This is a genomic window from Sulfitobacter sp. EhC04 (assembly GCF_001650875.1).
In the GTDB taxonomy this organism is placed as follows: Bacteria; Pseudomonadota; Alphaproteobacteria; order Rhodobacterales; family Rhodobacteraceae; genus Sulfitobacter.
The window spans coordinates 64,545-88,252 of the sequence record NZ_LXYI01000009.1; the positions used below are offsets into that span (position 1 = coordinate 64,545).

A 23,708-nucleotide genomic window follows, 5' to 3' on the forward strand; every position below is an offset into this window, starting at 1 on the left:
GTTGGACGCGCCGGGTTCACTCCGGGCTCCAGGCCTCGTAATCGGACCGGTCCTTTGGATGCGGCTGCCGGATCGAGCCCGCAGGCGCATAAGCCAGCGCGGTGCCGGTCAGGTTCTCGATATGGGGTTTTTCCCAGGCCTTGTGCACCAGCGGCTTGTCGCTGGGCGGCTCGTCCCAGGTGCGGTGCAGCCAGCCATGCCAATCGGGGCTGACGCGAGAGGCTTCCATGTCGCCGTTGAAGATCACCCAGCGTTTGGAATCGTCCGCATTGCGGTAATAGATGTTGCCCTGATCATCCTCACCCACGCGGGTGCCCTTGCGCCAGGTGAAGAACTGGGTGTTCAGGGTCTGCCCGTCCCACCATGTCAGCGCCCGGAATATCGTGTTGAGAATGCCCATGAAACTCTCCGCTCTTGTTGGCGTTGTTATGCACCATCGGTGCCGCAGGGTCCAGCGGGTGTTGCAGCAAAGACTCCCCTCCTGCGCGACATGTGGCCCTGCCCCGCATCGCGTATTGGCCTGAATGGCGATGCTCCATATTGTTTCCAAAACGGAGACATCCCATGGCAGCCAAGACCAAGACCCCCAAGCATGTCGCTGAATGTCACGGCGTCAAGGTGCCCGACAGCCCGATGATGACCCCTGAACGGGCCGAGCGGATCAATGCCGCACGCTATGAGGGCCAGGAGATCGCCGGCGCGCTTGAGGTCATCCGCCCCGGCGACCGGGTTCTGGAACTGGGTGCCGGCATCGGGCTGGTGGGCGCAATTGCCGCCTCGAACGGCAAGCCCGAAAAGGTCCTGTCGTTCGAGGCAAACCCAGGCCTGATCCAGCATATCAACACGCTGTACCGGCTGAACGACCTGCAAGACCAGATTGAGGTGCGCAACGAGGTGCTGATCAGCGCGCCGAACCCGCCGGAAACCATGGCATTTCACATCCGCAATTCCTACCTTGGCTCTTCGCTGATCGACACCGACAAACGCGCGACTACACGGGTCGAGGTGCCGACCGCCCGCTATGACGAGGTGCGCCGCGACTTTGCCCCGACGGTCCTGCTTATGGACATCGAAGGGGGCGAGCTGGATTTCCTACGCCATGCCTCGCTTGAAGGCATCCGCGCCATCGTGCTCGAATTCCACCCCGCCGCCTATGGCAAGGAGGGGATGCGCGAGTGCAAATCCATTCTGGAACGCGCGGGCTTTGCCAAGGTACCGGAGCATTGCACCCGTCAGGTCTGGACCTGCACCTTTGATGCCAGCCTGCGCCCGCCGGTGCCGGATGCGGGATGGTCCTGCGATCAGCAGACACTTGAAGAGGCCATCGTCGTCCCACCGGCCGACAGCGGCTTTGTCCAGCCGGTGGGAGTATTGGAACGCAACGGCACCTATCACGGCAGCGGGGCGCTGTGGCGCAACGGGCGCGCCCTGACGGTGGCACCGCCGATGCCGGAGGGGGATCTACCCCTGCGCAAGGGCACATGGCTGTGGGGGGGCGTGCTTTGGGCGCATTTCGGCCATTTCCTGGTGGAAAGCACCGCGCGGCTGTGGGCGCTGGAGACCCTGAAGACCGATATCGACGGCATTCTGTTTGTGCCCAAGCGGCCAAAGACCGGCGAAGAGGTTCAGACCTTTCAGAAGGATTTCATTGAACTGATGGGCACGGATGTGCCGGTGGTCAGTGTGACCGCACCGACGCGGGTTGAACGGCTGATCGTGCCGGGTCAGGGCTTTGGACTTGGCACCATGATCACCGGCACCCAGAAGTTCCGCGATGCAATTGCCGCGCGGTTTGGCCGCGACGTGGCGGCCGAGGGGCCGGAAAAGCTTTATATCAGCCGCAGTGGCCTGCCCTCGGGCCGGGGCAATCTGGTGGGCGAAACCGAGTTGGAGGCGAAGCTTTCCGCCGAAGGCTACACCATCTATCATCCCGAAAAGCATGATCTGCGCAGCCAGATCGCCACCTACAAGGCGGCCCGCCAGATCATTGCCGCCGAAGGGTCTGCCTTGCATCTGCTGGCGATGGTGGCCGATCCGGCGGCACAGGTGGCCATTGTCGTGCGCCGCCCCTCCGGTGCGACGCGCAACCTTGAACAGCACCTCATGTCCTTTGCCGGGATCACCCCGCTGACCATCATCCAACTGGCCAGATCGTGGAAACCCATGGGGGCGGCCAAACCCCGCCTGTGGATGGGTGAGCTGGACATGCCCGCCCTGCAATCCGCATTGGCGGAGGGCGGGTTTATCGCTGCCAAATCAGGCACTTGGGCGCCCCTGGACCCGAAAGAGGTGCAGAAACGTCTTGGTGGCCAGTTCGAGGAAGTGGCCTAGGCTTTGGCCAGCGCCGTCACCTCGATCTCGATCCGGTATTTCGGGTCGATCAACCCGCATTCGATCATCGTTGCCGCCGGTGGGTGCGCGCCGAAGGTGGCCTGCAACACCGGCCAGCAGGGTTCGAACTCTGCCCGGTCGGGCAGCATGTAGGTGACCCGCACAACATCGGCAAAGCCGACACCCGCCTCGGTCAGGGCCTGCCCGATGATGGCAAGCGCAGAGCGGCATTGTTCGACCACATCGTCGCCCTGCCCCACGGTCCCTGCCACATGCACGAAACCGCCCGCGACCACCGCGCGGCAATAGCCGATCGTCGGCTCGAACGCGCCGCCCGAGAATATCCGTTGCATCCTGTCACTGCTCCTGTCTTGTGATCTGTTTCATGGCATCAGCCGCCCGTATCATCGGGGGCTATAGCGCTTCGCGTTAAACCCTTATCAAGATAAACGCGAAACGCCGTGATCCCGGTTGTCGTAATGAAAAAGGGCGCGCCACCCGGCACGCCCTGTCTCATATCTTATCATACTGTGGCGCACCGCATGGGTCACCCGGCGGTGGCCGATTCCTTTTCGGCATCGCTGTGGATCATCAGCGGGGCTGCGTCGGACATCACAGCCTCTTCGTTGACAACCACCTCATTGACTGAATCCAGCCCCGGCAGTTCGAACATCGTGTCCAGCAGAATGTCCTCAAGGATGGAGCGCAGGCCCCGCGCGCCGGTTTTCCGTTCGATGGCGCGTTTGGCAATCGCCTGCAACGCATCATCGGTAAAGGTCAACTCGGTGTCTTCCAGTTCGAACAGGCGCTGGTATTGCTTGACCAGCGCGTTCTTGGGCTGGGTCAGGATGGTGACAAGCGCGTCCTCGTCCAGATCCTCAAGCGTTGCCAGAACCGGCAGACGACCTACAAACTCCGGGATCAACCCGAATTTCAGCAGGTCCTCAGGCTCAAGATCGGTGAAAATCTCGCCAATGCCGCGGGCATCCTTGTCGCGCACGTCGGCGCCAAAGCCCATGGCAGACCCTTTGCCGCGTGCCGCGATGATCCGGTCAAGACCCGCAAAGGCCCCGCCGCAGATAAACAGGATGTTTGTGGTGTCCACTTGCAGGAATTCCTGCTGCGGATGCTTGCGCCCGCCCTGCGGCGGCACGGAGGCAACCGTGCCTTCCATCAGCTTCAGCAGCGCCTGCTGCACGCCCTCGCCCGACACGTCGCGGGTGATCGAGGGGTTTTCGGATTTGCGCGTGATCTTGTCGACCTCGTCGATATAGACAATGCCGCGCTGCGCCCGCTCCACGTTGTATTCAGAAGACTGAAGCAGCTTGAGAATGATGTTTTCCACATCTTCGCCCACGTAACCGGCTTCGGTCAGGGTGGTTGCATCGGCCATGGTGAAGGGCACGTCGAGAATCCGCGCCAGCGTTTGTGCCAGCAGCGTCTTGCCGCAGCCGGTCGGGCCGATCAGCAGGATGTTGGATTTCGCCAGTTCGATGTCACCGCCCTTCTGGGCGTGGTTCAAACGTTTGTAGTGGTTGTGGACCGCGACAGAGAGCACCTTTTTCGCGTTCTGCTGGCCGATCACGTAGTCGTCCAGCACGTCGCAAATGTCCTTGGGCGTCGGCACACCATCGGTTGCCTTCAGCCCGCTCGCCTTGGTCTCTTCACGGATGATGTCCATGCAAAGCTCAACGCATTCATCACAAATGAACACAGTGGGGCCTGCAATCAGCTTGCGCACCTCATGCTGGCTTTTACCGCAAAAGCTGCAATATAGGGTGTTCTTGCTGTCACCGCCGGAATTATTCGCCATGTCAGGCCTTTCAGGTCTGCTTTTTCGCTCAATCGACGCGCAAGCGCGCCACTCTTCTTCCCAACCCTAGGCCACGCCCCCCCCAGCCACAATCGCAAAATCGTCACAGTCGCGAGGGGGTGAGACCCTGTGTTATTTTTTCTTCGCCGCGTCGGGGTCATCCGCCTTGCCGCGGCTTTCGACGATCTCGTCGATATGGCCCCAGTCCTTGGCTTCTTCGGGGGTCATCCACAGGTCGCGGTCCAGCGCCTTCTGGACAGCCTTCATCGTCTGGCCGGAGTGTTTGACATAGAGCTCGTACATCCGTTCGCGGGTGCGTTCGATGTGACGCGCGGAAATCAGGATGTCTTCCGCCTTGCCCTGCGAGCCGCCGGAGGGTTGGTGGATCATCACTTCGCCATTGGGCAGCGAGAACCGCATCCCCTTTTCGCCGCCGATCGCGATGACCGACCCCATGGAGGCCGCCATGCCGCAGATCAGCGTCGAGACCTTGGGCTTGATGTATTGCATGGTGTCATAGATCGACAGGCCGGCCGTCACCTCGCCACCGGGCGAGTTGATGTACATGCTGATTTCCTTCGACGGGTTTTCCGCCTCAAGATGCAGCAGTTGCGCCACGATAAGGTGGCTCATCCCGCTGTGAATCGGACCGTTCACAAAGATGATCCGCTCCTTCAGCAGGCGCGAGAAGATGTCATAGGCGCGTTCGCCCCGGCTGGTCTGCTCAACCACCATCGGGACCAGCGTGTTCATGTAGGTGTCATATGGATCGTTCATCGCTCTGCCTGTCGTTCTCGTTCGCTGGACCATACCCGCAAACTCTTACCCAGAGATTAGTCGCGCCGCAGAGGGGGTTCAAGGGGGGCCGGGCCGCCTTGGCCCGTCAGCGGGGCGATCTATCTGACGCGGTTGGCAAAAAGCTTCGAATTGCCGCTTCCGGCGGCAGTATAATCTGGCCCGGCGAAAACGCCGATCGGGGATCCGGCAAAGGCGGGTTCAGCCCTGCACCGTGACCGGTGCCGGTGTGGCCGTCACCTGCCCGCGCCGCGTGATATATCGCGCCAGCACCTGCGCCAATGGCGCGCCGTCGCGCCCCTGTAACAATGCGACCGTGACCTCCTCCACCGGGTCCAGCCGCCGCCCCGTCGCGCGCAGGGTCAGGTCTGAAATGCGCGTGCCTTCCGCCGCCCCCGGCGCGATGGCAAAGGACAGTCCCGCCGCCCGCATCATCCTTGTGTCCTGCCGCGCGAAAGGGTCTTCGGCAAAGGCGGCATGTGCCGCCGCTTCCAGCAGGACCGCAATGGCAGCCCCCGTCAGGCCGCGTTTGGCCACATGCCGGTCGCCGGACACCTGCGCCAGATGGCGCGACAGAATCGGCTGTCCGGGCAAAATCGTTTCCGCCGCTCTCAAAGGCGGGACCAGCGCCACATCGGCCCCCGTCTCCGCCAGCATCGCATCCCCGATCAGCGCCTTCCAGGTGCCGCTGAAACTGTCGCGATGATGCAGCATGTCCGCCGCGGTTCCGACCGGCGTGTCGTCCCCCGCGCCCACCACCTGTAACGCTGCGGCATCCGGCCTGATCAACCGGCTGAAAATCGGGATCAGCCCCTGGCGCAGGTCGGCCATCTGCCCATTCTTCACCGCAATATCGACGCGGGTCACAAAGCGGCCCTGCGCCCCGGAGGCGACGATATGCGTGCCGCCCACCACCTCGGGCTCGGGCAAGGCATGGCCGGAGCGCCCTGAAAAGATCACATCGACCCCCTCCAGCCCCGAGGCCAGGGCGCGGTCCGCCTCGAACCCCATTTGCGACAGCAAGACAACAACCTGCGCCCCGGCGGCACGGCGCGCGGCAATGGTCTGTTGCAGCGCCGCCAACGAAAATCCGGTATCGGGCCGGTGCGGATCGGCCAGGCCGATCACGGCAACCTGTGCCCCGCCCGGTGTGAAAGTCGCATGATCCGGCTGATCTGCGGCATTGGCGGCCAGCGCGCCGGGGGATGGCTGCGGCACCGCCCGGTCAAAGGTTTCCGCTTCCGGTTTCAGCAGATGCCCCGCCAGCGCTGTGCCGCTGCCGCCCCCGTCCAGAACGATGGTGCCGGGGCGCGCGCTGCGGATCGCGCCGATCACCGTGGCCATCTGCGCCAGCCCGCCCATCGGCCCATAGACCGCGCCAAGTGCATCAAAACCTTCGGCGGTCATCGCGGCATCCATCGGGGTGCGCCCGCCAATCCCATATCGGATGCGCATCGCCTCCCCGGTCAGGTTCGGCACCCGGTCAGGGCCATAGCGCACCGCCGCCGGGCGCAGATGATGCGGCAGGACCATCCCGCGCAGATCGCTGAAATGCAGCAGGGTGATGTCTCCCAACGGGTAGAAATCGAGCAGCGCCGCCTGATCATAGCGGTCCTGTGCCACGGCCCGCCGCGCGGACAGCGCAAACCCGACACCGGCAGCAATCGTCTGCCCCAGGACCTCGCGACGCGTCGGCATCCTTGCCCGTTCCCCCTGCTTTGGTGATCGGCACCAGCTTGCCCGCTTGCCCCCCCGGTCGCAAGACCCCGCGCCGCCGCTTGAGGGAAATTGCCAAATGCACGGGACATGGCCGGAAATATGCGTCAGATTTGTCATGAAACAACAATACTTCGACGTCAAAGACGGCGCAGCGAAACACAGCCAGAGGATTCCCGCAATGAAGCGCAGCGACATCGTCAACGACCCCAGCATCGGCAACAAGGCCGAAGCCTTTGAAGCCTTCGATGACATTCCGACAAACCCCAACCTGACCCGCACCATCGGGGATGTGATCAACGCCCGCTACGGACGCCGCGACATGCTGCGCGGGATGCTGGGGGTCTCGGCCACGACCGCGCTTTTCGGCACCTCCGCGCTGATCGCGCCGAAACAGGCGCAGGCGGCGGCCCATGCCGACAGCCGCTATGTCTTTGACGAGGTGACGGCAGGCAATGACGAGACCCACCATGTGGCCGATGGCTATGACGCGCAGATCCTGCTGCGCTGGGGTGACCCGATCATGGCCGATGCGCCGGAATTCGACGTGATGAACCAGACAGCGACCGCACAGCTCAAGCAGTTCGGTTACAACAACGACTATGTGGGCTTTGTCCCGCTGAACGAGGATGGCACGCGCGGGCTGCTGTGCGTGAATCACGAATACACCAACGAAGAGGTCATGTTCCCCGGTCTGGGCCGACAGGACAGCGACGGTTTCGCCGGCATGACGCCTGAGTTGATCGACATCGAGATGGCCGCCCATGGCGGCTCCGTCGTCGAGATCGCACAGGACGACGCGGGGAAATGGTCTGTCGTGCGCGACGGCAAGATGAACCGCCGGATCACGCCGCTGGACACCGCAATGGCCCTCAGCGGCCCCGCCGCTGGCCACAAGCGTCTGATGACCAATGACGACCCGACAGGGACCAAGGTGATCGGCACGATCAACAACTGCGCAGGCGGCTTGACCCCCTGGGGCACATGGCTGATGGCCGAAGAGAATTTTCACGGCTATTTCTGGACCGACAATGTCGATGCCGAAGGCAAACCGGTGATCGACAGCGCCAACCCGGAGGCGGCCTCTTATGAACGCTACGGCGTGCCGGGGGGCTGGTATGCCTGGGGCAAGACCCACGACCGCTGGAACATCGACCGCGAACCCAACATGCCCAACAAGTTCGGCTGGGTGGTCGAGGTTGACCCGATGGACCCGACCTCCACCCCGGTCAAGCACACCGCACTGGGCCGCTTCCGCCACGAGGGCGCGGAAACGACTGTCGCCTCGGATGGCAAGCTGGTGATCTACATGGGCGACGACAACCGCTTTGATTACCAGTACAAATATGTCTCCAACGGCACCGTGTCGGACGACCGCGCCGCCAATACCAAGCTGCTGGAGGACGGCACGCTTTACGTCGCGCGCTTTGATGAGGATGGCACGGTGACTTGGCTGCCGCTGGTGCATGGCGAAGGTCCACTGACAGCGGAAAACGGGTTCAACGACCAGGGCGATGTGATGATCGACACGCGCATCGCCGCCGATCTGGTCGGGGCCACCCCGATGGACCGCCCCGAAGACGCGCAGCCGCGCGGCGACGGCACGGCCTATATCATGCTGACCAACAACTCGCGCCGCGAAGAGGGCAACGCCGCCAACCCGCGCCCCCAGAACAACTTTGGCCATATCATCGAGATCAAGGAAGACGGCGGCAACCATTCGGCCACCTCTGGCACCTGGTCGATCCTGGTGAAATGCGGCGATCCAGCGATTGCCGATGTGGGCGCACAGTGGAACCCCGAAACCTCTGAAAACGGCTGGTTCGGGTCCCCCGACAACTGCGCCATCGACGCGAACGGGCGGCTGTGGATCTCGACCGATCAGGGATCCAACTGGGGCAAGACCGGCAAATCAGACGGGCTTTACGCGCTGGAGACCGAAGGCGAGACGCGCGGCACGTCCAAGCTATTTTTCCGCTGCCCCGTGGGCGGCGAGATGTGCGGCCCCTATTTCACCGACAATGGCGAGACATTGTTTCTGGCGGTGCAGCACCCCGGCACGGATGGCACCAAGGATCTTGCGGGATTTGAGCGCGCCTCGACCTTCGAAGACCCGGCAACCCGCTGGCCGGACTTCGACCCCGCCATGCCGCCGCGCCCCTCTGTGGTGGTGGTGACCAAAAAGGGCGGCGGCAAGATCGCGGTCTGAAATCGCTGCCATTGACGAAGGGGCCCTGCTTGCGGGGCCCCTTTCTGTTGGATGCCTTGCGCAACCTGCTGTGTGTCAGATCGGGGGGCGACCGGAACAGCAGTGCTTTGTGCCGAGCGCAGTGAAGGGTTGCTTTGAGACCATCGTGACGCGAAGTGCAAGACGGGCCAGCGCCTGCGGCTTGTTCCGGGCCTGGGTGCCAGTGATCGGCGGCAGCCTCGTTCGCATGGCTGTACCACGGGATCACGTTACGCGGCTGCGCACCTTGTAGGCCTCATCGTCCCACAGGTTGTTCACCATCACATCCCGGATCACCGCAACCGCTGCACTCACGTCACCAGCATCCAGATAGAGCGGCGTGAACCCGAACCGCATGATATCCGGCGCGCGGAAATCGCCGATCACGCCCCGGTCAATCAGCGCCTGCATCGCGGCATAACCATGTTCGAACCGGAACGACACCTGGCTGCCACGCACCTGCGCGTCGCGCGGGCTGGCCAGGGTGAGCTGCGGCACATCGCGCTCCACCTCTTCGATGAACTGCTCCTGCAAGGCGATGGAGGCGGCGCGCAGGTCGTTCATGTCAACGCCTTCCCAGACCTTCATCGCCTCTTGCAGCGCGGCCATTTGCAAGATCGGCGGCGTGCCGACACGCATCCGTTCAATCCCCCGACCGGGTGTGTAATTGAGATCGAAATCAAACGGCGCGCGGTGACCCAGCCAGCCACTGAGCGCCGGTTCCGCCACATCCGCAAGATCGGGGCGCACATAGATGAATCCCGGCGCGCCCGGCCCGCCATTCAGGTACTTGTAGGTACAGCCCACCGCGAACTCACAGTTTGACCCCTTCAGGTCCACCGGCAAGGCGCCTGCCGAATGCGCCAGATCCCAGACCATGACCGCGCCCGCCGCATGGGCCAGGTCGGTCATCGGCTTCATCTCGTGCTTGCGACCCGTGCGGTAATCCACCTCTGTCAGCATCACCACGGCAATGCTGTCGTCGATCGCCTCCGCCACTGCCTCCGGCTCCACCGTTTTCAGCTCGTAACCTTGCTCCAGCAGGCCCACCAACCCTTCGGCGATATAAAGATCGCTGGGGAAGTTGCCGGTGTCACTGAGGATCACGCGCCGCTCTGGCCGCATCTTCACCGCCGAGGCCAGCGCCTGATAGACCTTGATCGACAAGGTATCTCCCATCACCACCGACCCCTGCGGCGCGCCGATCAGCCGACCCACCGCATCGCCCACGTCCGAGGGCATCGCCATCCATCCGGCCTTGTTCCAGCCCCGGATCAGCATCTGCGCCCATTCCTCGTTCATCACGCCGGACACCCGCGCCGGCACATCCACGGGCATCGGACCCAGCGAATTGCCATCCAGATAGATCACGCCCTCGGGCAGGATGAAACGGTCTTTTCTCAATACATCAGCCACTTACAGCGCTCCTCTCACGTTCCACAACTCGGGGAACAACTCCACTTCCAACATCTTGCGCAGATAGGCCACCCCACTGGTGCCGCCGGTGCCGCGCTTGAATCCGATGATGCGTTCCACCGTGGTGACATGGTTGAACCGCCAGCGGCGGAAGTAATCCTCCAGATCGACCAGTTTCTCGGCCAGTTCATAAAGTTCCCAATGGGTTTCGGGGTCTTCGTATATCTTTTGCCACAGGTCCTGCACTGCCGGGTCGGCCTTCCAGTCGCCCTCGCCCGGGACGCCGGCCAATGAGGGCACATCCAGCCGCGCACAGACCGTATCAATCGCAACCTGATAGAGGCTGGGCTGCGCCAGTTCCGTTTTCAGCGCCTCGTATGCCTCTGCCTTGTGCTTGTGCAACTTCATCAACGCGCCAATACGGTTGCCCAGCAGATATTCAACCAGCCGGTACTGATGCGACTGAAAACCGCTTGAATTTCCGAGGCTTGGCCGAAACGCCGTGTATTCGCTGGGGGTCATGGTGCGCAGCACGTCCCAGGCCGAATTCAACTGCTCAAAGATCCGCGCAACGCGGGTGAGCATCTTGAAGGCGGGTTGCAGCCTGCCCTGCAACATCGACTGACGCGCCGCCTGCAATTCATGGATCGCCAGCCGCATCCACAGCTCAGACGTCTGGTGCTGCACGATGAACAACATCTCGTCATGGGCCGTGCTTTGCGGGTGCTGGGCCGACAGGATGGCGTCAAGGCCCAGATAATCGCCATAGGACATGTCCTTGGCAAAATCCATCTTCGCCCCTTCGGAGGCGCTGTCAAAGTCGCTCATGTTTTCTCCCGCAGTGCAAAGCGCTGGATTTTCCCGGTCGCCGTTTTTGGCAGATCATCCACAAAACGAACGTCACGGGGGTATTTATAGGGTGCAATTTCCGCTTTAACATGATCCTGCAACAGCTTGACAGTGCTGGCATCTTTCGGCGCACCCTCGACCAGAACCACATGCGCCTGCACGATACAGCCGCGCGCCTCGTCCGGGGCACCGACCACGGCACATTCTCTGACCATCGGGTGGCTCAGCAGCGCCGCCTCCACCTCTGGCCCGGCGATATTGTACCCGGCAGAAATGATCATATCATCATTCCGCGCTGCAAAATGCAGATAGCCGTCCTCGTCCATGGTGAAACTGTCGCCGGTGATATTCCAACCGTCCTTGACATAGACCTGCTGCCGGTCGTCGGCCAGATAACGGCAGCCGGTCGGGCCCCGCACCGCGAGCCGCCCAACCTCGCCGCGTGGCACTTCCGCGCCTTTCTCGTCGATCACCCTGGCCTCATAGCCTGTCACCGGCTTGCCCGTGCAAGCGGCCCTGTGATCGTCGAACCGGTTGGAAATGAAGATGTGCAGCATCTCTGTCGCCCCGATCCCGTCCAGCATCGGTTTGCCGGTCTTTTCCTTCCAGTCGTGATAGACGGGTGCGGGCAACGTCTCTCCCGCGCTGACCGCGGCGCGCAGCGAGCTGAGGTCAGCCCCATCCTCCATCGCCTGCAACATCGCACGATATGCCGTGGGCGCGGTGAAACAGACGGTTGCCTTGAATTTCTCAATGATTTCAATCATATTCGGCGGGCTTGCCGTCTCCAACAGCGTCGCCGCCGCCCCGAAGCGAAGCGGAAAGACTGCCAAACCGCCCAGCCCGAAGGTGAAGGCCAGCGGCGGTGAGCCGACAAAGACATCCTCTGGCGTCACACCCAGCACCTCGCGGGCGTAGCCGTCCGCGATGATCATCAGATCGCGGTGGAAATGCATCGTCGCCTTGGGGCTGCCCGTGGTCCCCGACGTGAAGCCCAGCAGCGCCACGTCATCCGCCGAAGTCTCGACCGCGTCGAACCTCACCGGCTTTTCCAGCGCCAGCCGGTCCAGTTCCGCGTCATGGTTGGAGGTGCCGTCGAAACCCACCACGGTTGTCAGGAAATCAGAGGTCTTGGCACAGGTGGTCATTTCATCCATCAACCGCGTGTCGCACAGCGCGTGGCTGATCTCCGCCTTGTCCACAATCGCCGCCAACTCGCGGGCGCGCAACATCGGCATGGTGTTGACCACAACCGCGCCCGCCTTGGTCGCGGCCAGCCAGCAGGCCACCATGGCGGGATTGTTGGCCGAGCGGATAAGCACGCGATTACCGGGCTTTACGCCGAGGTCTTCAACCAGTGCACGGGCCAGTTTATTGGTCCAGTCGGTCAATTCCTTATAGGTGCGCCGCCGCCCGTTGCCGATCAGGGCGGTGTGATCCCCAAACCCTTTTTCAACCATTGAATCAGTCAGTTCCACACCGACATTCAACTTTTCCGGATAATCAAACCCATCCAACAGAAAATCGGGCCAATCGCCCTGCGCGGGCAGGTTGTCGCGGGTGAAGGTATCTGTGTGAGCCGAAACGCCAAGCATGTCAGTGTCCTCCCAATGTCTGGCGGGCGATCACGACGCGTTGCACGTCGGAGGCCCCTTCATAGATGCGTAACGCGCGGATCTCGCGGTAGAGGCTTTCGACCATCTGGCCGTGCCGCACACCGTCGCCGCCATGCAGTTGCACCGCCTTGTCGATTACCTGTTGCGCGTGGTCGGTGGCAAAAAGCTTGGCCATCGCCGCCTCGCGGGTCACGCGCGGCGCGCCGGAATCCTTGGTCCAGGCGGCGCGGTAGATCAGCAAGGCACTCGCATCCACATCCACCGCCATGTCGGCGATATGGCCCTGTACCATCTGCAGATCGGCCAGCGGCGCGCCCTGCACCTTGCGGGCAGTCACGCGGGCAATCGCCTCGTCCAGCGCCCGGCGGGCAAAACCGAGTGCTGCCGCCGCCACGGTGGAGCGGAAAACATCCAGCACCGACATGGCAATGCCGAAGCCCTTGCCGCGTTCACCAATCAGCGCCGAGCCGGGGATCTTCACGTTGTCGAAATGCAGCGTCGCCAGCGGATGCGGTGCGATGGTTTCCAGCCGTTCCTCCACGATCAGGCCGGGCGTGTCGGCGGGTACGACAAAGGCCGACAACCCCCGCGCGCCCGGTGTTTCGCCGGTCCGTGCGAAAACCGTATAGACATCGGCGATGCCGCCATTGGAAATCCAGGTCTTGCGCCCGTTCAGCACAAAGCCGTTGCCTTCCGTTTCCGCCGTCATGGTCGAACTGGCCACGTCTGACCCCGATTGCGGCTCGGTCAGGGCAAAGGCGGAAATCGCCTCTCCGGCCCGTGTCTTGGGCAACCAGGCCGCCTGCTGTTCCGGCGTGCCGAAAAGCGAGATCGCACCGGTGCCCAGCCCCTGCATGGCAAAGGCGAAATCGGCCAGCCCGTCATGCCGCGCCAGGGTCTCGCGGATCAGGCAGAGGCTGCGCACGTCCAGCACCTGATCGCCCTCGGCCCCGGAATGACGCAACCAGCCGCCCGCCCCAAGGCGCGCCACCAGATCGCGGCAGGCCGCATCCGTATCGCTGTGATCCACCTCGCCCAGCGTCTTGCCGGCCCAATCGTCCAGCGCCTCCGCCAGTTCGCGGTGGCGGTCCTCGAAAAACGGCCAGGTTAGGAAACTCCGGTCAGACATGATGCGCATTCCCCCGCTTCTTTATGCCAAAAATACTCCAACGCCCGGCCTGCATCTCTCAGTCCCCCTCAAAGACCGGGCGTTCCTTGGCCACAAAGGCCTTGTAGGCGCGCTCGAAATCGCCGGTCTGCATGCAGATCGCCTGGGCCTGCGCCTCGGCCTCGATGGCCTGTTCGATCGACATGGCCCATTCCTGCGCCAGCATCGTCTTGGTCATCATATGGGCAAAGTTCGGGCCGGCCTGAATCTGCTGCGCCAGCTTCAATGCGTCCGCCTCCAGCGCGTCTGCGCCGGTGAGCCGGTTGAAAAAGCCCCAGCGCTCGCCCTCGTCCGCCGACATCGACCGCCCGGTGTAAAGCAACTCTGCCGCCCGTGTCTGACCGATGATGCGCGGCAGGATCGCGCAGGCGCCCATGTCGCAGCCCGCAAGCCCGACACGGGTGAACAGGAACGCGGTCTTCGCCTCGGGCGTGGCGATGCGCAGGTCGGACGCCATGGCGATGATCGCACCCGCACCGACGCAGATGCCATCGACAGCGGCGATCACTGGCTTGCCGCAGTTCACGATGGCCTTGACCAGATCGCCGGTCATGCGCGTGAACCGCAGCAGTTCCTTCATGTTCATTTTGGTCAAAGGGCCAATGATATCATGCACATCCCCGCCGGAGCTGAAGTTTCCCCCGTTGGAGCCAAAGACCACCACATCCACGTCATCGGCATAGACCAGATCACGGAACCAGTCGCGCATTTCGGCATAGCTGTCAAAGGTCAGCGGGTTCTTGCGGTCCGGGCGGTCCAGCCGCACAGTGGCGATCCCGTCCTTGATGTCACAAATGAAATGCTTCACGTCACTGCGCATTTGCAGTCTCCTCTTTTTCAAATTCGGCAGCGGTGGCAAAGGCTTGCAGCCCTTCGGCCATCGCGCGGGCATCGGCGGGGCTGACCCCCGCCAGCATCTTGTCGATCCAGTTTTCATGGGCCTGCGCCTGGCGCGCAAACTCCTTTTGCCCCGCAGGCGTCAGGCGCAGGATGATGGCGCGGCGGTCCCCCGGCACCGGGGTACGTTCCACCAGACCTTCATCGCTCAGCCGGTCCGCGATGCCGGTCACATTGCCGTTCGACACCCGCAGCACCCCGCTGAGCTGGCTCATCTTCAGCCCTTCGGGATGCCGCGACAGGGCTGACATCACGTCAAAGCGCGGCAGCGTCGTGTTGTGCTCGCGGCGCAGTTTCTCACGCACTTCCTGTTCCATGCCCCGCACCACCTTGAGCAGGCGGAGCCAGAGGCGCAGCCGGTCTTTGGCGGCACTCATACCTCGCCCCCCGACAGGGACAGCGTGTGGCCGTTCACTGCGGCGGCACCGTCAGACAACAGGTAAAGCGCTGCGGCGGCAACCTCGGAGGTTTTGACAAAGCGGTTCTGCGGGCTGGCCCTGGCCAGGATGGCGCGCGCCTCGTCTTCGCTCTTGCCGGTGGATTGCACAATGTTGTCCACGCTGCGGGCCAGCAGCGGCGTGTCGATGAACCCCGGACAGATGGCGTTTACCGTGATGCCCGTGCGGGCCAGTTCCAGCGCCAGCGCGCGGGTCAGGCCGATCACCCCATGTTTCGCCGTGACGTAGCCCGCAACATAGGGATAGCCCTTGAGCCCGGCGGTGGAGGCGACAACAATCAGCCGCCCGGTGCCTGCATCCTTCATATCCGCCAGCGCCGCCTGCCAGACGTTGAAGACACCGGTCACATTGACCGCCATCATCTCGGTCATGTCCTGCGCGGTGATCTTGTGAAAGGGGGCCGAATGGGCGGCCCCTGCGTTGGCGATAACCCCGGTGATCGGCCCCTGCGCATCCCGCGCGGCGGCAAAGGCTGTGGCGACCGCGTCCGGGTCGGTCACATCGCAGAGCTGATAGGGCAGCCCCTGCTCTTTCAGCGGCGCTTCGCGGCGGCCCATGATCGTGACGGCGGTGCCGGATTTTGCCACCGCCTGCGCAATCTCGGCACCTACGCCGGTGCCGCCTCCGGTGACAATCACATGGCCGGTCATACCTGTTCGACCTCTGCCGCGCGGTCGGCCAGTCGCCAGGCCTGATCGCGGCCCGCATCATAGGGCTGCGGCCATTTCGCGTGCCTGTCGCCAATCGCGGCACCCGCATGCAGTGTCCAATACGGGTCCGACAGATGCGGCCGCGCCAGGCAGACAAGATCGGCACGCCCCGCCATCAGGATCGAGTTGACGTGGTCGGCCTCATAGATATTGCCGACCGCCATCGTCTTGATCCCCGCCTCGTTGCGGATCCGGTCAGAGAACGGGGTCTGGAACATCCGGCCATAGACCGGCTTGCCCGTGGTCGAGGTCTGCCCGGCGGAGACGTCGATGATGTCGGCACCCGCCGCTTCGAACATCCTGGCGATTTCAACGGCTTCTTTTGGGGTCACGCCATCATCACCCGACCAGTCGTTGGCCGAGATGCGCACTGACATCGGCTTGTCCTCGGGCCAGACGGCGCGCATGGCGGCAAAGACCTCCAGCGGGTAACGCATGCGGTTTTCCAGACTGCCACCGTATTCATCCTGCCGCGTATTGCTGAGCGGAGAGATGAAGGAGGAGATGAAATAGCCGTGCGCCGCGTGCAGTTCGATCATGTCAAAGCCCGCGCGATCGGCCATTTCGGCGGCGGCGACAAATTCATCGCGCACCTTGTTCATATCGGCGCGGGTCGCGGCCTGTGGCGTGGCGTTTTCATTTGACCACGGGATCGCAGAGGCGGAGATCAGCGGCCAATTGCCCTGTTTCAGGGGCTTGTCCATGCCTTCCCAGCCGATCCGGGTTGAACCCTTGCGCCCGGAATGGCCGATCTGGCAGCAGATCTTTGCGTCGGTCTCTTCATGGACAAAGGTGGTCAGGCGCTTCCACGCGGCCTCATGCTCGGGCGCATAAAGGCCGGGGCAGCCTGGTGTGATCCGCCCTTCGGGCGAGACGCAGGTCATCTCGGTATAGACCAGCCCCGCGCCGCCCTTGGCCCGTTCGCCGTAGTGGATCAGGTGCCAGTCGGTCGGGCAGCCATCGACCGCCTTGTACTGCGCCATGGGCGAGACGACGATGCGGTTGGCAAGCGCCATCTTGCGCAGGCGGAAGGGCGCGAACATCGGTGCCCGCACGGGGCCATTGCTGCCCGCGCCCGCCTGTTCCATGAACCACTTTTCCGCCCCCTCCAGCCATTTGGCGTCGCGTTCGCGCAGGTTTTCGTGGCTGATGCGCTGGCTGCGGGTCAGCATCGAATAGTTCAGCTGTACCGGGTCAAGGTCGAGATAGCGTTCGACATCTTCGAACCACTCAAGCGAGTTGCGCGCCGCGGATTGCAGGCGCAGCACCTCAAGGCGGCGGCTGTCCTCGTATTTGGCAAAGGCGGTTTCAAGGTTGTTGTCCCTGTGCACATGGTCAGCCAGCGAGATCGCGGATTCCAGTGCCAGCTTGGTCCCCGACCCGATGGAGAAGTGTGCGGTCGCGGCGGCGTCGCCCAGCAGCACGACGTTCTTGTGGTGCCAGGTTTCGCACAACACGCGGGGGAACCTGATCCAGGCTGAACCCCGGATGTGTTTTGCATTTGTCATCAGGCTGTGGCCGTCAAGGTGATCCTTGAACACCTCTTCGCAGATGGCAATTGTCTCGGCCTGTGTCTTGTCACCGAAACCGTAGTTGTCGAAGGTCTGCTGCGAACATTCGACGATGAAGGTCGCCGTGTCCTTGTCGAACTGATAGGCATGCACCCAAAGCCAGCCCTTGTCGGTCTTCTCGAAGATGAAGGTAAAGGCGTCGTCGAATTTCTGATGCGTCCCAAGCCAGAGGAACTGGCATTTGCGTACATCAATGTCAGGCTGGAAAGTGTCCTGAAATTCAAGCCGGGTCTTGGAATTCAGCCCGTCGCAGGCGACCACGAGGTCATAATCGTCCATATATGCCGATGCGCTTTCGACCTCTGTTTCGAATTGCAGGTTCACGCCCAGTTCGCGGGCCCGCGCCTGCAGGATCATCAGCAATTGCTTGCGCCCGATGCCGCAGAACCCATGGCCGGAGCTGACTGTCTTTTGGCCCTTGTAGACCAGCGCCATGTCATCCCAATAGGCGAAGTGGCTGCGGATTTCGCGGGCCGAGACCGGATCGTTGGCTTCGAGGTTCGCAAGGGTTTCATCCGACAGCACCACGCCCCAGCCGAAGGTGTCGTCGGGTTTGTTGCGTTCCAGCACGGTCACATCCGCGTCCGGGTTCCGCAACTTGGTCGAGATGGCGAAATACAGCCCGGCGGGACCGCCGCCCAGACAAATTGCACGCATGGTCACATCCCCTCATCAAAGCAGTTGAGACAAGGCTATGCGGTTTTATTTTTTACTTCAAGCAAAAATATTTTAAGGTTGAAGGAAAGTGAACTCTCCGTCTTTGCCCCGGCCTTGCGCCCTGTGAATTGAGGATGGCCCTTGCCGCGCGATTGGGCCAATGTCGCCCCATGACAGATAAACAGATAAATCCCGACTGGGTTGCGGTAGATGCAGGCGCGCATGGGCTGCGGGCCTGGGCCATGCGGGGCGGTCGGGCGGTGGCGCAGGTGCAATCCGGCTTCGACGCCGATGACCTGACCCCTGCGGGGCTGCGCCCGGCCCTGGACCAATTGACCGCTGGCTGGCAAACTGGCGCAGGCACGCCGGTGGTGATCTGCGGCCCCCTCGAAGGCGGCGATGCCGCGCTGCGGGCGGTGCCCTGCACACCGCTTGGGGAAACCCTTTCGCGTGCAGCCGGTGCGCCATCGCCGCTTTTTCCCGTGCCGGGGCTGCGGCAGAAATCCCCCGCCGATGTCATGCAGGGCGAGGAAACCCGCATCGCGGGCTTCATGGCGCTGAACCCCGGCTGGGACGGGGTGATCTGCCTGACCGGGCCGCACAGCAAATGGGCAGAGGTCAGCGCGGGCGAAGTGGTCAGCTTTCAAAGCTTCATGACCGGGGAGCTGGTTGACCTGCTTGGGAAGCACTCGACCCTGCGCCCTGCCCTTGGCACATCCGCCATCGACATGGCCGACTTTACCGAAGCGGTATCGGACGCCCTGAGCCGGCCCGAACGTCTGGCCGCAAGACTGCTGACCATCCGCTCCGGCAACCTGCTGAGACCCCAGGCGGATGGCACGGGGCTTGCGCAGTTGAACGGTCTGCTGATCGGGGCGGAACTGGCGGCTGCGCGCGCCTATTGGCTGGGCCAGAACCTGGCCCTGATCGGCGCGCCGGAACAGACCCGGCTTTATGCAGCCGCACTGGAGGCACAGGGCGCCCCCGCAACGGTCGCAGACGCCGCCCGCATGGCATTGGCCGGGCTGACGGCCGCCTACCGGCTGGCAAACACCTGACACAGACCCGGTTGACCCCGCTGGCTTCTGCTATTACTTAACATGATAACTTATTAGGGAGCAGCGGCTGTGAACTGGGAAGAATTTCGAAAGCGCGGTGCGGATGCAGCGAACTGGGCGTCGGATTATCACCGAGATCTGCGTGACCGGCCCGTCAGGGCGCGCAGCAAGCCGGGCGATGTGCTGGCGCAACTGCCGCTCTCCCCGCCGGATGCGGCACAGCCCGTCGATGACATCCTGGCCGATCTGGAACACACCATCCTGCCGGGCATGACCCATTGGCAGCACCCCCGTTTCTTTGCCTACTTCCCGGCCAATGCGGCCCCCATATCGGTCCTGGCGGAATATTACGTCAGCGCCATCGCGGCGCAATGCATGCTCTGGCAGACCTCTCCGGCGGCGACTGAACTGGAAACCCGCGTCTGTGACTGGATGCGACAGGCCATCGGCCTGCCTGACGGATTTTCAGGCGTGATCCAGGACAGCGCCAGCACCGCAACGCTTTGTGCCGTGCTCAGCATGCGCGAACGTGCGCTGGACTGGACGGGGAACACCAAGGGGCTGAGCGGCCAGCCGACCTTGCGTATCTATTGCTCGGCGGAGGTGCATACCTCCATCGACCGGGCGATCTGGATCAGCGGCATCGGTGAGGCAAACCTCGTACGCGTCCCCACCGGCGGGCCCACCCGCGCGATGGATGTGGACGCCCTGCGCGCCGCCATCGCGGCGGACCGGGCGGCGGGGCTCCACCCCGCCGGGATCATCGCCTGTGTCGGCGGCACCAGCGCCGGGGCGACAGATGGCATCGCCGCTGTGATGGATGTGGCCGAGGCCGAAGACCTATACACCCACATCGACGCGGCCTGGGCCGGATCAGCGATGATCTGCCCCGAATTCCAGACACTTTGGGCCGGAGTGGAACGGGCGGATTCGGTGGTGCTGAACCCGCATAAATGGCTAGGCGCGCAGTTCGACTGCACCACCCATTTCCTGCGTGATCCGGCGACACTGGTGAAAACGCTGGCGATCCAGCCCGAGTATCTGAAAACCCACGGCGCGGACGGTATCATCAATTATTCCGAATGGTCGGTGCCGCTGGGTCGCCGGTTCCGCGCGCTGAAACTGTGGTTCCTGATCCGGGCGCATGGGTTGGACGGGCTGCGGCAAATGATCCGCAACCACGTCGGCTGGACCGAAGGTCTGGCACGGCGGCTGGCAGAAGTGCAAGGATTCGAAATCGTGACGCAACCGATGCTGTCGCTTTTCACCTTCCGCTATGCGCCGCCGGGTGCGGGCGATCTGGACGCGCTGAACCAGGAACTGGTGAACAGGATCAATGACGACGGGCGCATCTATCTGACCCAGACGCGGATAGATGGCGCGCTGGTGATCCGGTTCCAGGCCGGTGCCTTTACCGCAACGGCGCAGGACGTGGACATGGCGTTCGACGTGATCACCGAACTGGCGGCGGAGATGCGCCCTGCGTAAGCCGGGAAAGCCTCAAGGTGCGACGACGGTCACGCCGGGAATGCGCTGGATCACCTCAACGTCCTCGTCATAGATGTCGGTCATCTGTTCGACCAGTTCATCCGTCCAACCGGGCATGTCGAGCTCTTCCTCGATCTCCTCCTCCAGCGCGAACTTGTCGAGGAAGGCCGAAATCACCCGGCGCTTCTGCATCTCGGACATGCCGGGGTGGTTGTCGATATAGGCGCGGAAGCGCTGCATGCCTTCCTTGCTCATGATCGCGGCGAGCAGATCGAAGCCGCCGATGATCTTCTCGTGATGTTCAACGCCCGCCATCTCGCGGATGATCTGTGACCAGATCAGCGGCATGTCCTCGTTGCACCAGACGGTGATCGGAACATCGGGTGCAGCCTGACGGATTGCCGTCAGGGTGTCGGACCATTTGACATCCAGCGGCCCGCGCCCACCCCAGAAGGCGGTATCGGATTTTTCCAACGCAACAGAATGCAACACCGGCAACAGCGCCGCCGGATTGCGGATCGCCAGAAAGATCTCCACCTCGTCATCGGGAAAAATCTCGGACATGTTGCGCATCCGTGCTGCCGCGTCGGGATAGAGCATCCCTTGCCGCATCGCCGTGCCTGCGGTGCGAAAGAAGTTGGGATCGGACAGGATCACCCGTTCGGCGGCGTCATCATCAAGGATGACATCCAGAAGCACCTCGCGCGCCTCGGGCCCTGCTGGCGCGCGGTGCATCGCATTCAGCGTATCGCGGACAAGCTTGCGGTAGGTCCCCGGACTGGGGATCATGACGCCACGGTCCCGAAACTGGGATGCGTTGCGCAGGAGGGATTTGATCAACCGGTCCTGCTCGGTGTAATGGGCGCCTGTATGCAAGATCAACTGCATGGTGTTTTCTTCGCACTCTCTTGATTTCGCCCTTCCTTATCCCGTTGCGGGACCTGTGTAAAACTGCAAATGCCTTGCCGAACCGGCCCAGCGGGAATCCGGCAAGCCCCGTCTCACCCGCGCTCTGCCCGACCGGCTGGTCACACCGGCGCAGCACGGCAAAAGATTTTTCACCGCCCCTCACCGACGCGCTTGCATCCCCAATCGCGATCTACTAAAGAACGCGCACGCTTGAATGGGCATCCCCTTTCAAAGCGTCATCGCCTGAGGCGACGGCCCCTATAGCTCAGCTGGTAGAGCAACTGATTTGTAATCAGTAGGTCCGCGGTTCGAGTCCGTGTGGGGGCACCATTTTTCGCGAGATATCAACAGCTTTACGCCTATCCATCCGCCTGTCGCTAAGCGCGCAGGTTGTCACATGAACGTATGAAAAGGGGCCTGGCATTCCTTGGGGACAGTCCCCTGTTCCCTGCGGCGGAAACCGAGATCCGCGCCGGTCACAGCACCACTTCGATCAGGCTCGGGCCCTTGCGGGTCAGACCGTCCGCAAGGGCGGCTTCCAGATCTTCGCAGTCGGTGACCCGGATGGCCTCCACGCCCATGGACCGCGACATCTGCACCCAGTCCAGCGCCGGGCGGTCGAGGCTGAGCATGTCGATTGCACGCGGGCCGGGGTTGCCGACGCCCACGTTGGTCAGCTCGCCCCGCAGGATCTTGTAGCTGCGGTTGGCAAAAACCAACGTCGTGATGTCCAGATTCTCGCGTGCCATCGTCCACAGCGCCTGAACGGTGTACATCGCTGATCCGTCCCCGGTCAGCGCCATTACCCGGCGATCGGGGCAGGCAATGGCCGCGCCGATGGCAGCAGGCAGGCAGTATCCGATCGAACCGCCGCAGTTGTTCAGCCAGGTATGGCGCGCCGCGCCCATGGTCGCGGGGGAAAACGCCCGGCCCGTTGTCACGGATTCGTCCACCACGATGCCATCCTGCGGAATCGCGCGGGCGATGCAGGCCGCCAGTTTCTCCAGGTCGATGGTGCCGCTGGGCGCATCGGGCAGATCATGCTGGGCCACATGGGCGGGAGGTGTGTCTGATGCTGCCAGCGCCGCGCAGAGGCCACTCAGCGCCGCGCCCAGATCTGCGCCCGCATCGGCCAGTGTCACGATCTCGGCCCCGTCGCGGGTCAGGATCGCGGGCTTGCCGGGATAGGCGAAAAAGCCGATGGGCGCGCGCGCGCCGATCAGGACAATCCGCTTGAACGGTTCCAGCACCTTCAGGGCGATGTCGATGGGGTATGGCACACGGCCAACGGCGACCCGCCCTGCCCCGCGTTCCAGCCGCGCGTTGGACCATTCCGACAGCAGCTTGCAGCCGGTTTTCGCGGCGATCCGCCCGGCGGTTTCAAGGTTCTCTTCAGTCAGGGCTGTGCCGCCCAGCAGCAGCAGGGTGTCTGGCCCGTCCAATGCGGCAGCGGCCTGCGCCAGCATGTTTTCGTCAAAACGCGCGGGTACAGGGGGTTCCAGCGCCGCCGCCGGGGTGCCGCCGGTGTCCCAGGCGGTGTCGCTTGGCAGGATCAGGGTCGCGATCTGCCCCGGTGCGGTCATGGCGGCCTGCACCGCCTCGGCGGCATCCTTGCCCACGGTCCCGGCAGAGGGCGATGTGCGAACCCAATGCGAGACCGGGCGCGCAATCCCTTCGATATCGGCGGTCAGCGGCGCGTCCAACTCGATATGGCTGGAGGCATGTTCGCCCACGATGTTGACCACGCCCGAGCCTGCCTTTTTCGCGTTGTGCAGGTTGGACACCCCGTTGGCCAGCCCCGGCCCCAGGTGCAACAGCGTCGAGGCGGGTTTGCGTGCCATGCGGAAATAACCATCGGCGGCCCCGGTCGCGACAGCTTCCTGCAGGGCCAGGATCGACCGCATGCCCGGAATATGGTCCAATGCCGCGACAAAATGCATTTCCGAGGTGCCGGGATTGGTGAAACAGACCTCCACCCCGTTGGCCAGCAGGCTGTGCACCAGGCTTTCAGCGCCGTTCATCTGGTCGT

At 63.1% G+C, this 23,708-nt stretch carries 19 protein-coding genes and 1 tRNA gene; 5 read left to right on the forward strand and 15 right to left on the reverse strand.

Going from position 1 to position 23,708, the window contains the following annotated elements:
- Positions 1–16: 16 nt before the first annotated feature.
- Positions 17–400 (reverse strand): NADH:ubiquinone oxidoreductase subunit NDUFA12, encoded by a 384-nt coding sequence (locus A8B82_RS04640; RefSeq protein ID WP_067288872.1) that lies wholly within the window; start codon positions 398–400, stop codon positions 17–19.
- A 164-nt stretch (positions 401–564) separates the two neighbouring features.
- Between A8B82_RS04640 and A8B82_RS04645 the strand changes: the two genes are divergently transcribed.
- The gene (locus A8B82_RS04645; protein WP_067288874.1) at positions 565–2,331 is read left to right on the forward strand and encodes an FkbM family methyltransferase; all 1,767 of its coding nucleotides are present in this window, start codon (positions 565–567) and stop codon (positions 2,329–2,331) included.
- Here the strand turns inward: A8B82_RS04645 and A8B82_RS04650 are convergent.
- From A8B82_RS04650 to A8B82_RS04665, 4 genes are all read right to left on the reverse strand, one after another.
- The gene (locus tag A8B82_RS04650) at positions 2,328–2,684 is read right to left on the reverse strand and encodes a RidA family protein (RefSeq protein ID WP_067288877.1); all 357 of its coding nucleotides are present in this window, start codon (positions 2,682–2,684) and stop codon (positions 2,328–2,330) included. The genes A8B82_RS04645 and A8B82_RS04650 overlap by 4 nt on opposite strands.
- A 194-nt stretch (positions 2,685–2,878) precedes the next feature.
- The gene (clpX, locus tag A8B82_RS04655; RefSeq protein WP_067288879.1) at positions 2,879–4,144 is read right to left on the reverse strand and encodes an ATP-dependent Clp protease ATP-binding subunit ClpX; all 1,266 of its coding nucleotides are present in this window, start codon (positions 4,142–4,144) and stop codon (positions 2,879–2,881) included.
- A 132-nt stretch (positions 4,145–4,276) separates the two neighbouring features.
- Positions 4,277–4,921 (reverse strand): ATP-dependent Clp protease proteolytic subunit, encoded by a 645-nt coding sequence (locus A8B82_RS04660; RefSeq protein WP_067288882.1) that lies wholly within the window; start codon positions 4,919–4,921, stop codon positions 4,277–4,279.
- A gap of 219 nt (positions 4,922–5,140) precedes the next feature.
- On the reverse strand, positions 5,141–6,637 hold the full coding sequence (locus tag A8B82_RS04665) for a 5'-nucleotidase C-terminal domain-containing protein (RefSeq protein WP_067288884.1): 1,497 nt from the start codon (positions 6,635–6,637) through the stop codon (positions 5,141–5,143).
- Positions 6,638–6,836: 199 nt separating this feature from the next.
- Between A8B82_RS04665 and A8B82_RS04670 the strand changes: the two genes are divergently transcribed.
- On the forward strand, positions 6,837–8,864 hold the full coding sequence (locus A8B82_RS04670) for a PhoX family protein (RefSeq protein WP_067288885.1): 2,028 nt from the start codon (positions 6,837–6,839) through the stop codon (positions 8,862–8,864).
- A gap of 243 nt (positions 8,865–9,107) precedes the next feature.
- Here A8B82_RS04670 and kynU read toward each other — a convergent pair whose 3' ends face one another.
- Genes kynU through A8B82_RS04710 form a run of 8 tightly spaced genes read right to left on the reverse strand, consistent with a single transcriptional unit; the run spans position 9,108 to position 18,224 of the window.
- Positions 9,108–10,298: a kynureninase gene (gene kynU, locus A8B82_RS04675; protein WP_067288887.1), complete on the reverse strand. Its 1,191-nt coding sequence runs from the start codon at positions 10,296–10,298 to the stop codon at positions 9,108–9,110.
- Entirely contained in the window at positions 10,299–11,126 is an 828-nt protein-coding gene (locus tag A8B82_RS04680; protein ID WP_067288889.1) for a tryptophan 2,3-dioxygenase, read from the reverse strand.
- The gene (locus A8B82_RS04685) at positions 11,123–12,742 is read right to left on the reverse strand and encodes an AMP-binding protein (protein WP_067288892.1); all 1,620 of its coding nucleotides are present in this window, start codon (positions 12,740–12,742) and stop codon (positions 11,123–11,125) included. Before A8B82_RS04685 ends, A8B82_RS04680 begins: the two co-directional genes overlap by 4 nt.
- Position 12,743: 1 nt before the next feature.
- Positions 12,744–13,892: an acyl-CoA dehydrogenase family protein gene (locus A8B82_RS04690; RefSeq protein WP_067289456.1), complete on the reverse strand. Its 1,149-nt coding sequence runs from the start codon at positions 13,890–13,892 to the stop codon at positions 12,744–12,746.
- Positions 13,893–13,950: 58 nt separating this feature from the next.
- The gene (locus tag A8B82_RS04695; protein WP_067288894.1) at positions 13,951–14,751 is read right to left on the reverse strand and encodes an enoyl-CoA hydratase family protein; all 801 of its coding nucleotides are present in this window, start codon (positions 14,749–14,751) and stop codon (positions 13,951–13,953) included.
- Positions 14,741–15,205: a MarR family winged helix-turn-helix transcriptional regulator gene (locus A8B82_RS04700; protein WP_067288897.1), complete on the reverse strand. Its 465-nt coding sequence runs from the start codon at positions 15,203–15,205 to the stop codon at positions 14,741–14,743. The genes A8B82_RS04695 and A8B82_RS04700 overlap by 11 nt, the downstream gene beginning before the upstream one ends.
- Positions 15,202–15,936 (reverse strand): SDR family NAD(P)-dependent oxidoreductase, encoded by a 735-nt coding sequence (locus A8B82_RS04705; protein WP_067288899.1) that lies wholly within the window; start codon positions 15,934–15,936, stop codon positions 15,202–15,204. Before A8B82_RS04705 ends, A8B82_RS04700 begins: the two co-directional genes overlap by 4 nt.
- Positions 15,933–18,224 carry a bifunctional salicylyl-CoA 5-hydroxylase/oxidoreductase gene (locus tag A8B82_RS04710; protein ID WP_067288901.1) on the reverse strand — a complete coding sequence of 764 codons (2,292 nt, stop codon included), beginning with the start codon at positions 18,222–18,224 and terminating at the stop codon, positions 15,933–15,935. The genes A8B82_RS04705 and A8B82_RS04710 overlap by 4 nt, the downstream gene beginning before the upstream one ends.
- A gap of 170 nt (positions 18,225–18,394) precedes the next feature.
- On the opposite strand from A8B82_RS04710, the gene A8B82_RS04715 reads away from it, so the two are divergent.
- Complete coding sequence (locus A8B82_RS04715; RefSeq protein WP_067288904.1) at positions 18,395–19,282, forward strand: 2-dehydro-3-deoxygalactonokinase; 888 nt, start codon at positions 18,395–18,397, stop codon at positions 19,280–19,282.
- Between the two features lie 69 nt (positions 19,283–19,351).
- Positions 19,352–20,770: a pyridoxal phosphate-dependent decarboxylase family protein gene (locus A8B82_RS04720; protein ID WP_067288906.1), complete on the forward strand. Its 1,419-nt coding sequence runs from the start codon at positions 19,352–19,354 to the stop codon at positions 20,768–20,770.
- Positions 20,771–20,782: 12 nt separating this feature from the next.
- Here A8B82_RS04720 and A8B82_RS04725 read toward each other — a convergent pair whose 3' ends face one another.
- Positions 20,783–21,658 carry a hypothetical protein gene (locus A8B82_RS04725; protein ID WP_067288912.1) on the reverse strand — a complete coding sequence of 292 codons (876 nt, stop codon included), beginning with the start codon at positions 21,656–21,658 and terminating at the stop codon, positions 20,783–20,785.
- A gap of 275 nt (positions 21,659–21,933) precedes the next feature.
- Between A8B82_RS04725 and A8B82_RS04730 the strand changes: the two genes are divergently transcribed.
- A tRNA-Thr gene (locus A8B82_RS04730) sits at positions 21,934–22,009 on the forward strand.
- Between the two features lie 146 nt (positions 22,010–22,155).
- On the opposite strand, the gene A8B82_RS04735 is transcribed toward A8B82_RS04730, so the two are convergent.
- Positions 22,156–23,700, reverse strand: coding sequence for an acetolactate synthase large subunit (locus tag A8B82_RS04735; protein WP_067289459.1), 1,545 nt, complete (start codon positions 23,698–23,700; stop codon positions 22,156–22,158).
- Positions 23,701–23,708: the final 8 nt, after the last annotated feature.

Excerpts from the sequence above, each read along its gene's own strand:
- A8B82_RS04640 (WP_067288872.1), bottom strand. The coding sequence starts at position 400 with ATGGGCATTCTCAACACGATATTCCGGGCGCTGACATGGTGGGACGGG.
- A8B82_RS04645 (WP_067288874.1), top strand. The coding sequence starts at position 565 with ATGGCAGCCAAGACCAAGACCCCCAAGCATGTCGCTGAATGTCACGGC.
- A8B82_RS04650 (WP_067288877.1), bottom strand. The coding sequence starts at position 2,684 with ATGCAACGGATATTCTCGGGCGGCGCGTTCGAGCCGACGATCGGCTAT.
- clpX (WP_067288879.1), bottom strand. The coding sequence starts at position 4,144 with ATGGCGAATAATTCCGGCGGTGACAGCAAGAACACCCTATATTGCAGC.
- A8B82_RS04660 (WP_067288882.1), bottom strand. The coding sequence starts at position 4,921 with ATGAACGATCCATATGACACCTACATGAACACGCTGGTCCCGATGGTG.
- A8B82_RS04665 (WP_067288884.1), bottom strand. The coding sequence starts at position 6,637 with ATGCCGACGCGTCGCGAGGTCCTGGGGCAGACGATTGCTGCCGGTGTC.
- A8B82_RS04670 (WP_067288885.1), top strand. The coding sequence starts at position 6,837 with ATGAAGCGCAGCGACATCGTCAACGACCCCAGCATCGGCAACAAGGCC.
- A8B82_RS04680 (WP_067288889.1), bottom strand. The coding sequence starts at position 11,126 with ATGAGCGACTTTGACAGCGCCTCCGAAGGGGCGAAGATGGATTTTGCC.
- A8B82_RS04685 (WP_067288892.1), bottom strand. The coding sequence starts at position 12,742 with ATGCTTGGCGTTTCGGCTCACACAGATACCTTCACCCGCGACAACCTG.
- A8B82_RS04690 (WP_067289456.1), bottom strand. The coding sequence starts at position 13,892 with ATGTCTGACCGGAGTTTCCTAACCTGGCCGTTTTTCGAGGACCGCCAC.
- A8B82_RS04695 (WP_067288894.1), bottom strand. The coding sequence starts at position 14,751 with ATGCGCAGTGACGTGAAGCATTTCATTTGTGACATCAAGGACGGGATC.
- A8B82_RS04700 (WP_067288897.1), bottom strand. The coding sequence starts at position 15,205 with ATGAGTGCCGCCAAAGACCGGCTGCGCCTCTGGCTCCGCCTGCTCAAG.
- A8B82_RS04705 (WP_067288899.1), bottom strand. The coding sequence starts at position 15,936 with ATGACCGGCCATGTGATTGTCACCGGAGGCGGCACCGGCGTAGGTGCC.
- A8B82_RS04710 (WP_067288901.1), bottom strand. The coding sequence starts at position 18,224 with ATGCGTGCAATTTGTCTGGGCGGCGGTCCCGCCGGGCTGTATTTCGCC.
- A8B82_RS04715 (WP_067288904.1), top strand. The coding sequence starts at position 18,395 with ATGACAGATAAACAGATAAATCCCGACTGGGTTGCGGTAGATGCAGGC.
- A8B82_RS04725 (WP_067288912.1), bottom strand. The coding sequence starts at position 21,658 with ATGCAGTTGATCTTGCATACAGGCGCCCATTACACCGAGCAGGACCGG.
- A8B82_RS04735 (WP_067289459.1), bottom strand. The coding sequence starts at position 23,700 with ATGAACGGCGCTGAAAGCCTGGTGCACAGCCTGCTGGCCAACGGGGTG.